The organism is Aerosakkonema funiforme FACHB-1375, from assembly GCF_014696265.1.
Classification (GTDB): Bacteria; Cyanobacteriota; Cyanobacteriia; order Cyanobacteriales; family Aerosakkonemataceae; genus Aerosakkonema; species Aerosakkonema funiforme_A.
In genome coordinates this window covers 1-13,786 of the sequence record NZ_JACJPW010000165.1, presented here as the reverse complement: position 1 = coordinate 13,786, position 13,786 = coordinate 1, and the positions used below count along the sequence as shown (strand labels likewise).

General features: G+C 41.0%; 7 protein-coding genes. 4 read left to right on the top strand and 3 right to left on the bottom strand.

Annotated elements, in window-relative coordinates; all coding sequences use genetic code 11:
- Nucleotides 1–104 precede the first annotated feature (104 nt).
- On the bottom strand, nucleotides 105–527 hold the full coding sequence (locus tag H6G03_RS34800; protein WP_190475088.1) for a DEAD/DEAH box helicase family protein: 423 nt from the start codon (nucleotides 525–527) through the stop codon (nucleotides 105–107).
- Between the two features lie 314 nt (nucleotides 528–841).
- On the opposite strand from H6G03_RS34800, the gene H6G03_RS34790 reads away from it, so the two are divergent.
- Nucleotides 842–2,002, top strand: coding sequence for a tyrosine-type recombinase/integrase (locus H6G03_RS34790; RefSeq protein ID WP_190475083.1), 1,161 nt, complete (start codon nucleotides 842–844; stop codon nucleotides 2,000–2,002).
- Nucleotides 2,003–2,067: 65 nt separating this feature from the next.
- On the opposite strand, the gene H6G03_RS34785 is transcribed toward H6G03_RS34790, so the two are convergent.
- Nucleotides 2,068–2,310, bottom strand: coding sequence for an NfeD family protein (locus H6G03_RS34785; protein ID WP_190475081.1), 243 nt, complete (start codon nucleotides 2,308–2,310; stop codon nucleotides 2,068–2,070).
- A gap of 44 nt (nucleotides 2,311–2,354) precedes the next feature.
- Nucleotides 2,355–2,561, bottom strand: a complete 207-nt coding sequence (locus H6G03_RS34780; protein WP_190475079.1) for a hypothetical protein — start codon at nucleotides 2,559–2,561, stop codon at nucleotides 2,355–2,357.
- A 316-nt stretch (nucleotides 2,562–2,877) separates the two neighbouring features.
- On the opposite strand from H6G03_RS34780, the gene H6G03_RS34775 reads away from it, so the two are divergent.
- From H6G03_RS34775 to H6G03_RS34765, 3 genes are all read left to right on the top strand, one after another.
- Complete coding sequence (locus H6G03_RS34775; RefSeq protein ID WP_190475076.1) at nucleotides 2,878–4,485, top strand: helix-turn-helix transcriptional regulator; 1,608 nt, start codon at nucleotides 2,878–2,880, stop codon at nucleotides 4,483–4,485.
- Nucleotides 4,486–4,756: 271 nt separating this feature from the next.
- A complete protein-coding gene (locus H6G03_RS34770) occupies nucleotides 4,757–12,814 on the top strand; it encodes a S8 family serine peptidase (RefSeq protein WP_190475074.1) in 8,058 nt (2,685 codons plus the stop codon).
- A gap of 42 nt (nucleotides 12,815–12,856) precedes the next feature.
- Complete coding sequence (locus H6G03_RS34765) at nucleotides 12,857–13,699, top strand: filamentous hemagglutinin N-terminal domain-containing protein (protein ID WP_190475072.1); 843 nt, start codon at nucleotides 12,857–12,859, stop codon at nucleotides 13,697–13,699.
- Nucleotides 13,700–13,786: the final 87 nt, after the last annotated feature.

Sequence of the window (13,786 nt, the reverse complement as noted above, 5' to 3'; positions counted from 1 at the left end):
TGTCAATTTTTACAATACATTTGTACTATCCGTGGGTAGCGATCGCACTCCTGCAAGTGCCTTAACAAAAGTTCATACAGTGTCGATTACTTTTGTCCGACTACTTACCGTGTTATTATTTGTCCAGTTTCCGATGTATCTTCTATAGTCGTATACTGAATATGCGGAATCGGTTTGCTATCGGAACGAAACCGAGAGCCTGTTAAAAATACTAACAAACTGGAATTAAAGTAATTGATAATCTTGGTATAGGAAGCCGCGCTAGCATGGTGCGCTTCGTCAATTATTAATAATCCTACATTCGCTGGATTTATCTCGCCGCGATCGAGCAGATTGACTAAAAATTGGCGGTTAACTACCACAAGATCGACTCTATCCAAATTAAAAGCATAACTGCGCCATTGCTCTGCTTTCAGTTCTGCTAGAGATGGTGGCGGTACGCCAGGTGGTAAAATATCCAGGTTGTAAAGTGGCCAAGATTGATAAATCGGTACGTGGGTAACAGGTAAAGTAGGAAAGTCTTGCATGATGCGTTCGCGTAGCGTGCGCGATAGCGCGTATCGCGTAGGGTACAGTTATCCACGCATACGATCGCCTGTCGTCCTGTCATCTGCTGGCCCAATATGTATGGCAGGCACTCTATAATTACGCTTTTTCCAGTCCCCACCCCCATCAGTAGGTATTCCGCCCCAGCGTAGCCCAACAGATGGTTTTTTTGACACGATTACTTAAGCCAACTCCCTCTCCCGATTCTATATCTTTAACTCGCGATCGCTAGTAGGGTTGGCTGCGATAGGAAATATTTGTTGGTAATTATACTAGAATGAACAAAAAATGTCAAATGAGTTCTCCTTCTCCGTCAAATCAATTAAGTGCAGTCAATCAAAGATTGAAGGCTGGCCAAATTGGAGTAACGATTATCCAAAAAGGCAATCGGTTGTATTTACGAGGAACTTTGCCGCCGCGTCCGGGTAGCAACAAAGATAAACCGCATCAGCAGGAAATTGCTTTGGGGATTGAAGCGACATCGGCTGGGATGAGGACGGCAGAAAAAGAAGCCCGCAAAGTAGGAGGGCTTCTTTCCGTAGGGGAGTTTTCTTGGTGGCCTTATTTACGTCATACCGGGGTCGGACGAGAAAATAAGACGATTGGAGAATGGGTGAGCGAATTAGAGAAAGATTATTTTATCGGTCGCGCTAAAAATCCACAGTCAATTTCAACGTGGAAAACAAATTATGTGGAGGTGTATAGTAAATTACCGCTTTCTTCTTATTTATCCAAAGAAATATTGATGAATGCGATCGTGTCTGTGCCGCCTTCTACTCGAATGCGGCAGAAGGTGTGTATGGCGTTGGATAAGTTGGTAGAATTCGCCGATTTTAAGTTCGATGCCAAAAGGTTTAGTGGGGATTATTCTCCCACAAAAGTGCAGAAACGAAATTTACCAAGCGATGAAGCGATATTATTTTGGTACGAGAAGCTCTCAAAAAGGGCGTGGCAGTGGTGTTTCGGGATGATAGCGACTTATGGGCTGCGACCGCATGAGGTGTTTCATTTGGATTTGGTAGATTTTCAGAAAGGGTCGGGGGTGGTGAAGGTGTTGGAGGGAAAAACTGGAGAAAGAAAAGTTTGGCCGCTGCATCCGGAATGGGTCCAAGAATGGTCGCTGATGGATGTGGCAGTACCCAACGTCAACGCTGCAAGTAATAAGGAGTTGGGACATAGGGTATGTCAATATTTTCGACGGCAGGGTATGGAGTTTAAACCTTATGATCTTCGCCATGCTTGGGCGGCAAGAAGTATCCAGTACGGATTGGAGGTGTCGCTGGCGGCCAAGCAGATGGGTCATTCGGTGGCGATTCACATTCAGACTTATCATGCTTGGATAGATGAGTATCACTACCAGCAGGCTTATGAGAGGTTGTTGAGTAGGAGCGATCGACCTTTGCCGCCCCAGCGTAGGGAGGGAAAAGTTGAAGATTCGACTAATAACTTTGTCTAAACTCAGAGCAACGCGATCGCAGACATTATCTTATTTATCCTTATCCTCATCTTCAGTGCGCCAGTTCAACTAGAGCAATGAGAAATTAAAGGGACGACAAGCAAAGTAATTCCTTGAATGGCAACAATATTCACCGATTCTTCTGGCAGAATAGTTGCTTGGCAATTCACTTGATATAATTGAGCAGGCCAACAGCTACCCAAACACCTAACTCGTCCGGGTTTCTGAGGTGAAATTACCTTGTCTACCGTACCAATAACAGGTTCTGGGAAAACTTCAACTTCAGAAGGAATAAATAAACTTTTCATTGTCGATAGCTCCAAAAGGATTAGACTTGGGAAACAGTGGAAAATTAAGGGCACTCTCGCCGAGAGTAAAGTAATTCCCGTGAAGCTTGTCTCACATAACCCCTCATCGCTGCTTGCTGCAACTTCATAAAAGCGTTTAAATCTTCCGAGTCGTATTTAGAAGCTAATAACTGCCGCAATTGCGCTTCTGCTTCCACGGTCAGATAACCCGTCTTCAAAGCTTGTTGGACAACTTCGCGAATCCGAACCACCCTCTACCTCCATGAAAGTGTCTGGCCTGCACCTTGAGAAGTAGGTGCAGGCTGTTGCCAAATCTCATTCCATTCACTTAAGTGATTATTTAAATGTGAAACCTGATTTTTGTCAAGCCCGAAATGTAAAGTCTGGTGGCGGTGGATGAAAAGAAAGATGGAGGATCGCCAACTGCCCGATTTGTTCGGGAGGAGATTCTGCTGGCTGGGAGAAGCCTTAAAGCAAAAAATGAAAGTGAGAAATATCTCCACAGCAGCTAATTACTCACTTATAAGAATATAATAAAATATCATCGGCTAGAGTGAGCGTACTACTTTGATTCCCTTAGATTTTCTGAAAGCTATAGCAAGCTCCCAAGGCGTATCGGAGACGGAACTAGAGGCGTTGTCCCTAGCTTTGGAGGGCGAATCGATTTTGGCGATCGCAACTAAACTGGACATTAGACCGGAAGCTGTCCGGAAAAGATTAGGCGAAGTTTACAAAAAATTTCGCATTACTGGCGCTGGGCCGGGAAAATTAGCCAAATTGCAACAAATCCTCGTATCTTTATACCAAAAAGAGCAAAAGCAATTTAATTTTGATGTATCAACGGAACCTGCGAGCGGTGAAACTGCGATCGCACAATCGCGTCAAGATTGGAGTGAAGCACCGGATGTTTCTATTTTCTACGGTCGTAGCGAAGATTTAACGCAACTATCGCATTGGATTGTCGAGGAACATTGCCGAGTAGTGGCGCTACTGGGGACGATCGGAATTGGCAAAACTGCCTTATCGGTGAAGCTGGCGCAACAACTACAGGATAATTTTGACTGCGTGATTTGGCGATCGCTGCGTCATACAACACCAGCAAGAGATTTTATTGGCAACTTACTGCAATTTTTATCTCACCAACGCAAACCATTTTTACCAGAAAGTTTAGACGAGCGGATTTCTCTGTTACTGGAACACTTCAAAGCTTCTCGTTGTTTGGTGATCTTGGATAACTTAGAAACCATTCTCCGACGCGGAGATTTTGCCGGACATTACGAGGAAAAATACAAAGGATATGGAGAACTGCTGCGGCGATTAGGAGAAGAACCGCACCAGAGTTGTCTGATTCTTACCAGTACAGAAAAACCGCGCGAAATTGCTTTGGAAGAAGGAGAAAACCTTCCAGTTCGTTCGTGGCAACTGGCTGGTTTGAAGGATGATGAAGCTGCCGAAATTTTAAAATCGAAGCGGCTAAAAGATGAACCAAAATGGGGAAATCTAATTAAACTATATCGGGGTAATCCCCTTGCTTTGAAAATCGTCTCTACTACGATTCAAGAAGTATTTTGTGGCAGCGTGCTGCAATTTCTCAAGCAGCGCCCCACCTTGGTATTGCGAGATATGCGAGACTTAATCCAAGAAGAATTCGAGCGGTTATCAGAGTTGGAAAAAGAAATTGCTAATTGGCTGGCAATTGTAGGGTATCCTATTTTTCTAACCGACTTGAAAACTAATATTTGGATACCAATATCCGAATTGAAGTTATTTGAAGCTTTGGAATCTCTAGGAAGGCGATCGCTAATCGAGAAAACCTCGTCTGGTTTTACACTACCACCAGTAGTAATGGAGTTTGTGAAAAATCAGTTGGTAGAGGAAATAACAGCAGAAATTCTCGGATTAATTAGAAATGTAAATAAAGAAAAATTGGCACTTATTAAACGTTATTGCTTGAAAATTGAATTAGAAAATAACAAGGAACCTGAAAGCGAAAATCAAACAACAATCGAAAAAATCCTTGAAAACTTACGGCAAGTAGTTCGCAACCAGAGCAGTTTGCAAGAACAGTTAAAACAAATCTTAATTAAATTACAAGAGGACTCGGATTTGGAAGTAGGATATGCTATTGATAACTTGCGAAATTTGATTGCCAAAATAAAGTTTGACTTGGCCTAACTCAATATCGATCATTTTTTTTGCAATTGTTTTAGATTGCGAAGGTTTAGCTTGCTGTAGGCTTAAAAATATCACATTTAGGCTAATTTGTCAACTTTTAAGCCCTAAAATAAATAATTTGTAAAGATATTATAATTACAGCTTCATCAAAATTTCATTTTTAGTCAATTTTTTTAAAGATTAATTAAAGTTTTTACTTCGGTGCGTATTCACAACTCAATTTTCCAGATATCTAGATGAAAACTCTGTGCGGCTCACCAAGGATTCATCAATGTCTACCTTTGATATCGGTTCCCTTAATAACTCTTATACAAATCAAGATACGGTTGGCGTTACTCAACCTGACGACACCTACAGCTTCACACTCACCGATACTCGTTATCTCAAATTATCGCTTACTGGGATTAGTAATCCTGTTGATTGGCAACTTAAAGATAATTTTGGAAAAACTCTGCACGCTGGATTATTTAACATAACCAATCCTGAAACTATCAACATTGATAATTTGCCAGATGGTAAGTATTTTTTACAACTATCTCAAACTGGCGAGAATACTAACTATACAATGAAAGTCGATCCGATCTCGAAGTTAGAAGTGGAATCAGGCTTTTTCACTGTTGGGCAAACGGGACAAGTAGGAGTTGATTACTTAACTGACGGTGGCAGTTATCAGGGAGAGTTGGGAATATTTAGCCTAACGGGAATAGAAACATTTATTCCTGGGTCTGAAGCTTTTACTAAAGAAGTAGCGCGGCGAATTCTTAGTAATTCTATAGAAGGCCATATAGTAATTACGGACACTACAGAAGGTGCAAGATTTAGCCCTACTTTTCCTTGGGGAGATAACCACAATCGTGGCGAATATAAAGGTATAAAAACTTTTGCGATGAAACCAGGGGATAAATTTGGCTTCATGCTTGTGCCTAATGGTAGCGTACAAGAAGTATTTAGTAACCCGAATATTGGTGGCGCAAAACGTCCATTATTTTCCATAGCTACTGCTAACCCATTAGATGATTTTTATGTTGGCCAAATTGCCGATGTAATTGGTGATGGCAAAACATTTGTGATGGAGGATAAGCGAGTTGATAGCGGCTCGGATAAAGATTATAACGATATAATTTTTCGGGTTACTGGTGCAACAGGAATTGCTATTAAGCTTGATGAAGTAATTGCTCCAGCTAAGGACTGGCGCGATACAAAAGTAGGAGAAGATTTACGTAATTACATCAACACACCTCCTAAACTTTTGCAATTTAATACTCAGCAAAATTACAAGGTGGGTGAAGCAATTAAATTGACAGATGCTAAGGTTTGGGATGAAAATGGAGATTTAGACAAAGTAAATTTTTGGTTTAAGAAAGATAATAGTGATTGGAACCGAATCGAGAGTATTGCTAACAATTTTACTTTTGATGAAGATTGGGCTACATTTAATTATTCTTGGATGCCGGAGCAACCGGGTAATTACCAAATAAAAGCGGTGGCGATCGATAAACAAAAGCAGGAGAGTAATGAAGTAATTAAAACTTTCCAGGTTGCGCCTGCCAATGTGTCACCAACGAATCTCGAATTTACTATACCAGCAAGTATTTATTTTGGCGATACGCCAACGTTAACAGGGAAAGTTTACGACGAAAATGGAAGTAGTGACCTTAAAACAGTAGATTTTCGCCTACAAAAGGATGACGGTAACTGGCAAGATATTAGCGATGTAACTACTTTTACACCTGATATTACAGATAACCGTTGGTCAACATTTAGTTATACCAATTTGAGTGGGTTAGAGGTGGGAAATTATCAGATGAAAGCAATTGCTTATGACAGTTTCGATCGAGGAAGTAACGAAATAATTCAAAACTTTTCTGTTGTTACCAAAGCAGTCAAACCAATTCCTAACAAAGCACCTCAATTGTTGCAGTTTAGTTTATTGCCAACTTACCAAGCAGGCAGTTCGATCGCTATAAATCGTGGTAAAGTTTTTGATGAGGATGGAGCCACCGATCTGAAAAATGTACATTTTAAATTGCAGAAAGATGATAATAATTGGAATGAGTTTGATTACGATGTATTTACACCTGATAGTCAAGGGAATGGATGGGCTAGTTTTAATTACTTTTGGAGTGGGTTAGCACCAGGAAATTATAATTTGGAAGCGCTCGCTTACGATAAAGCAAATGCTGAGAGTAACAAAGTAGTTCAAAACTTTACTGTAGAAAATATTTTACCACCGCCAGCGCCACCGCCACCGCCTCCACCACTGCCAGCGCCACCACCAATTAACAAACCTGAATTTTTACAGTTCAGAACTATGCCATTATACACGAATGGTGAAACATTAAGCTTTAGCGGTGCAAAAGTTTTCGATCGCGACGGTGCTAACGATATAGATAAAGTATTCTTTTGGCTAGGGACGATTGATGGCCAAAAAGTTGATACCATCACGGTAGATCGGTTTACTGCTGATAGTAAAGGATGGGCAAGGTTTGATTTAAACTACAATTTGAGTAAGCTAACACCAGGGCGCTATCAATTGTGGGCGATCGCTCGCGATAAAGCAGGAAATGAAAGCGATCGAAATATCCAAAACTTTTCTGTAATTACAGATCCAGGTGATAGTGGATTATCAGATTCCGTGAAGATTGCGATCGCGCGATCGGCTGATTTAAAAAAATACGATCCAGAACAATTAGCCAAAACGCGAGAATGGGTAGTTTGGGTAACACCAGATAGATATTCATTAGATTTAGCTGCACTTGCTGGCGCTGAAGATTTAGGAAGTACTGGATATATTCCTAACACTTATATTTGGAAATTCTCCGAAAACGATACTCCTGATATCGTACAGCCGCGATTAGATACAATTCCAGGCGTAGAATTTGCTTATCCCTTAGTTCCCAAACAAGTAACATTGTTATCTGAGCCAGAAAAAGAACCTTTGGTAAAAGATGTGGTAAAAGTTGGCAGTCAATGGCATTTGCGAAGCGATTTTCTTCCTAGTGCAGATGCTAATATTACGAAGACTTGGGGTATTTCTCTTCCTGGAAATCCATCTCAAAAAGTGCGAGGAAAGGGAGTTGTAATTGGAATTGTCGATGATGGCTTTGATTACGAGAGGCACCCAGATTTAAAAGAGCGTTTCTTGCCAAATTTGAGTTGGGATTTCAACGAAAATGATAATAGTCCATTACCCAGCTATAAGGCTACTCTTATCAAGGATTTAAGCCTATCACCGCGAGGTCGCATTCAAGATAATATATTGGGGCAAGATTTCCCTCTTGATGTTGCTTTAACTGGAGTAGTAAAAGACATTAATGTAGGTTTAAATATTACTCATCCCTACGTCAGCGATTTAGAAGCTTCGCTATTGAGTCCAACAGAGCCTATTTACAATCCAAATGAAGGTCTAGGCTTTACTTCACCCCGAAGAATCTGGGGGGGAAATGGTTCAGAAGACCAGATTGGACTATTTGATGATGTGGGAGGCGATGGTGACAATTTCATTAATACCATATTAGATGACCAAGCAACTATCCGCATTAATCATGGAGTTGCACCATTTACGGGTCGGTTTATCCCGCAAAGTAAGATACCTGGCCCTGGCTTAGATTATTTTAATCAACAATGGGCATCAGGTTTCTGGAAATTAAGAATGGCGGACGATTCGTCGGGAAATAAGGGTCAACTTAATCGCTGGTGGCTAGAGTTTAACACCTATAATCCGCATGGAACTGCTGTAGCAGGAATAGCATTAGCTAGCGGCGATAACAACTTTGGTGGAAGTGGGGTAGCACCGGAAGCAAATTTAGCTGGACTGCGATTAATTGCAGATCAAGTAACTGATAAACAAATAGCTGATGCTTTATCTTTCAAAAACCAAGATATCGACATTTACAACAATAGTTGGAAGGTAGAAAACGCCTTTACGACTTCGCCATTAAATTTAATGGCAATGGAGCAAGCTGTCAAAACAGGTCGAAATCAACTTGGCAATATTTACGTGTTTGCGGGTGGTAATGATCAACAACATGGAGGTAATGTAAATTACAATGGTTTTGCTAATTCTCGCTATGCCATCGCAGTTGGGGCAATCAATAAGGATGGTGAGCAAACTACCTACAGCGAACCAGGAACACCACTATTAGTTTCAGCTTACTCCAGTAGCCTTGGAGAAGGACGAAGTATTACCACAACCGATTTAGTCGGTGCAGATGGTTACGATCCGGGAGATTATACTACAAGTTTTGGCGGCACTTCTGCTGCTGCACCTTTAGTATCTGGTGTAATTGCTTTGATGTTAGAAGCTAATCCAAATTTAAGCTGGCGTGACGTACAGCATATTCTTGCTAAAACTGCTAATAAAAATAACCCGGAAGACGAGAAAGGCTGGGTACAAAATGGAGCAAAACTTTGGGTTAATGATAAATACGGTTTTGGAGCAATTGATGCTTTTAAAGCTGTCAATACTGCTGCCACTTGGACACCTGTAGATCGAGAAGTGAAAGTTAGCTCCAATCTACAGAATGTTATCGAAAATATTCCCGATGGCGATCAAGATACAGGAGTAAATTCTCAAATTAGCCTCAATGAAGATATCACTGCCGAAAAAGTCGAGGTAGAACTGTATTCAGACCATAAAAATTGGAAAGATTTAAGAGTAGTGCTTACTTCTCCTGATGGCACAGAATCTGTTTTAGCTAGACCCCAATTTCCTAATGATTCCAATGTCGGACAAATCTTTAAACCAAATATCGATCAAAATTACTGGGTATTCAATTCCGTTCGTCATTGGGGCGAATCATCTAAGGGTGAATGGACGTTAAAAGTTTTTGATGAAAATGGCAATCAAATTCAAGGAATTTTGGATGCTTGGAAACTGAATGTTTACGGTACTAAGCCGAAGGTAACGATTAGCGCTGTCGATACTAATGCTACAGAAAATAGCGATCCGGGTCAATTTGTGGTTACACGCACTGGTAGTACGAAGAATTCTTTAACGGTGAATTATACTATTGGTGGCACGGCAACTAACGGCACAGATTACGACAGCATTAGCGGTAGTGTGGTTATTCCGGCTGGGGAAACCTCTGCCACAATTACTATTAACACAGCCGGAAAAGATGATGCAGTTTATGAAGGGAATGAGACTGTAATTCTCGCTTTGGCGGCTGGCAATACTTACACCGTGGGGAGCGAAAATACTGGAACAGTAGCGATCGCAGATAACGACCCAGACCCAAGCCCAACAGTTGTCACCAATACTAACGATAGCGGTTCTGGCAGTTTGCGGAGTGCGATCGATTGGGCTAATAATAACCCAGGTAAAGATACAATTCGATTCAATATTTCTGCTACCGATCCTGGTTATAATGCCAGTACGGGTGCTTTCACAATTCGACCGACATCAGCACTACCAACAATTACCGATGCGGTGGTTATTGATGGAACTACTCAGGGTGGATTTGTTGGCAAACCGATAATTGAATTGGATGGTAGTAATGCAGGCTCGAGTACCAATGGTTTAACAATTACTGCAGGTAACAGTACTGTCCGGGGAATGGTAATCAATCGTTTCCAACTTTACGGAATTGCGCTGCAAACAAAAGGTAATAATCTAATTGAAGGTAACTACATCGGTACTGATGTAACGGGTACTCAAGACTTGGGCAATTATGCTGGTATAGATATTCGTAGCGCCAACAACAAGATTGGAGGAACATCAGTTGAGGCACGCAATATTATATCGGGGAACGTTGACGGGATCAAGATTTATGGTAGCAACGCCACAGGAAACCAAGTTCAGGGTAACTATATTGGCACTGATATCACAGGTACTCAAGATCTGGGTAACTCTTTTTCTGGAATTTTGATTATGAGTGATGCCCCCAATAATATAATTGGAGGAACGGTAGGTGAAGCACGTAATTTGATTTCGGGTAATGATAACTCCGGTGTAATTATTCAAAGCTTGAAATCAACGGGAAACCAAGTATTAGGTAATTACATTGGTACTGATTTTACTGGCACAAAATCCTTGGGCAATTCTATTACAGGAGTACAAATCACAGACAACGCATCCAAAAACATAATTGGAGGAATAACTGTTGGTGCGGGTAATATCATATCTAGCAACGGATCTGCCAATGGTGCTGGCGTTAGTATTATTGGATCGGGAAATCAGATACTAGGGAATTACATCGGTACTGATGTAACTGGTACTATTGCTTTGGGCAACTTCTATACTGGTGTAATAATTAGCAGTGGAAGTAATAACCTTATCGGGGGAACAACTACTGAGGCACGGAATATAATTTCAGGTAACAAAGGAATGGGTGTTAGTTTGCAAAATATTGGTACTACTAATAACCAGGTATTAGGCAACTACATTGGTACTGATATCACAGGTACTAAAGCTTTGGGTAACTCCTCTTCTGGCGTATCGATCGGTAATGCACCTAAGAACATCATTGGGGGAACATCACCAGCTGGACGTAACTTAATTTCAAGTAATTACACAGGAGTTAATATTGGTGGCGTCTCTGGAACAGGTAATTTAGTACAAGGTAACTACATTGGTACTGATGTTACTGGTAGCCAAGGTTTAGGTAACAATTTTGCAGGCGTGTCTATTTTTGGCGGCTCTAATAATACGATCGGAGGAACAGCAAACGGTGCAGGTAATACAATTGCTTTCAATCAAGGTATTGGAGTACAACAAACAGATAAGAACACCCTCAAAAATGCGGTTTTATCCAATGCAATATTCTCTAATACTGGTTTAGGAATCGATCTTTGGGATAATTATAGTTCTCGCGGCCTAACACCTAATGATATCGGAGATACTGACACAGGTGCAAACAACTTGCAAAACTTTCCAGTATTGGCTTCAGCTATCTCTAACGGTAACAGCACAACTATCCAAGGAACGCTCAACAGCACGCCTAACAAAACTTTCAGAATAGAATTATTCTCCAATACTGCTTTAGATGCTTCCGGTTATGGTGAAGGCGAGAAGTTTGTTGGTTTTAAAAATGTAACTACTGACAGCAGTGGTAATGCTAACTTTATTGTCAACTTACCAACAGCGCTTCCGGCTGGTCAGTTTATTACAGCAACAGCGACTGATTCAAATCAAAATACCTCAGAGTTTTCCCAAGGAATTGCAATTATTAATAAACCCGCAGAACTCTTATGGACAAAACAGTGGGGAACTTCCAGTGATGACAGGACAAGCGGTGCAGCAGTTGATAACGCTGGTAATATTTACATCTCAGGTTTAACCATAAATCAAGATGTAAATAATAACAGATCTTATACTCCTTGGGTAATTAAGTATGATAGCAGCGGTAGCCAGCAGGTCAAACAGTTAGATACTTTTAGTAGTGAAGAATCTTCAAGCGGTACAGTAGTAGATAGTGCTGGTAATACCTATATTTTAGGGTATACTTATAAGGGACAAAATAGTGGCGATGCCATAATTACCAAATATGACAGTAGTGGCATTTTACAGTGGGTGAAGCAGGTCGGTAGTTCAGGCGCTGATAGCGCGAAGGATCTAGCAGTAGATAGTGCTGGCAATGTCTACATTGTGGGTGACACAACTGGATCTTTAGGAGGAAATAACGCTGGATATGTGGATGTTTGGGTTGCTAAATATGATAATAATGGCAACCAGCAGTGGATAAAACAGTTCGGCACTTCTATTTCTGATATTGCTGTAGCTACAAAAGTTGATAATAATGGCAATATCTATATAGTGGGTCACACTTACGATCCTCAAGGAAATGGCAATAGTGAGGCTTGGGTAGCCAAGTATGGCAGTAATGGTAATCAGCAATGGGTTAAGCAGTTTGGTAGTTCTGCTCCTGAAAATGTTGACGATGTTGCGGTTGACAGTGCTGGTAATGTTTATATTGTCGGTGAAACAACAGGTTCTCTAGGAGGAAATAACGCTGGAGGTACGGATACTTGGATAGCAAAATATGACTATAGCGGTAACCAGCAGTGGCTCAAGCAATTAGGGACTGGCAATACTGACTTACCTCGTAGCGTAACAGTGGATAATGCTGGCAATGTTTATATGGTAGGCTACACCTATGGTATTTTAGAGCAAAGAGATGGTACGGGTGGGCTTGATGGCTGGGTAGCTAAGTACGACAGTCGTGGTAACCAGTTGTGGGTTCGACAGTTAGGCACTTTCGGTTCGGATGTGGCTACTAACGTAGTAGCTGATAGCACAGATAATCTCTATGTTGTAGGCTATACGAATGGCTCGCTGGGGGGAAGCAATACTGGGTCTATGGATGCCTGGGTCACTAAATTTAGCTAACCTTCCAAAAAATATCTTTGTTTGAGAAAAGGGTGGAATCGAATGCTGAGGTTATGTGCTTTATTTAAAAGCAAATGGAAAACAAAGAGTAGAATATTTTACTCCTTCTTTTACACTCTTTGTTTTTCTCCTACAGCAGCAGCACAAATCGTCCCCGATTCCACCCTACCAGTCAACAGCATCGTCACACCCCAAGGTAACACTCTGCTTATCGAAGGTGGCACTCAAACAGGCAACAATTTATTTCACAGTTTCCAACAATTTTCTGTTCCTGAAAACGCTACTGCTTACTTCAATAACGCTCAGGCAATCCAAAATATTTTCAGTCGCGTAACTGGTACTTCTATATCAAATATTGATGGTATAATTCAAGCTAACGGTAGCGCCAACTTATTTTTAATAAACCCCAACGGTATAATTTTGGGTCGTAACGCCTCCCTAAACATCGGTGGCTCATTTATAGCTAGTACAGCTAATAGTTTCATTTTCCAAGACGGTAGTCAATTTAGCGCCATCAATCCTCAATCTCCACCAATATTAACAGTAACTGTTCCGATCGGCTTGCAATTGGGAGCAACTCCAGGAGAAATTGTAGTAAAGGGTGAAGGTCATAATTTAAGAATAGATGAAGAAACCCAATTAGTAACCAGAGATATTAGCTCATCTGGTTTGAAAGTAACATCAGGGAATAGCTTAGCATTAATAGGCGGTAACATTATTATAGATGGTGGTATTCTGACAGCAACAGATGGCAAAATAGAGATTTTATCAGCATTAAATGGTCTGGTATCAGTAATTAACAGTAACGGACAGATAGCAATTAGGCAAGAAGAAATTAGTCAGCAATATGGTGACATTCAACTATTACAGCGGTTCCCGCTGTAAAGAGGTACAATAAGATATGATTGTTGTAGTCAAAGCTAATGAAAGCATATTCCCTCGATCTGCGGCGAAAAATAGTAACAGCACATT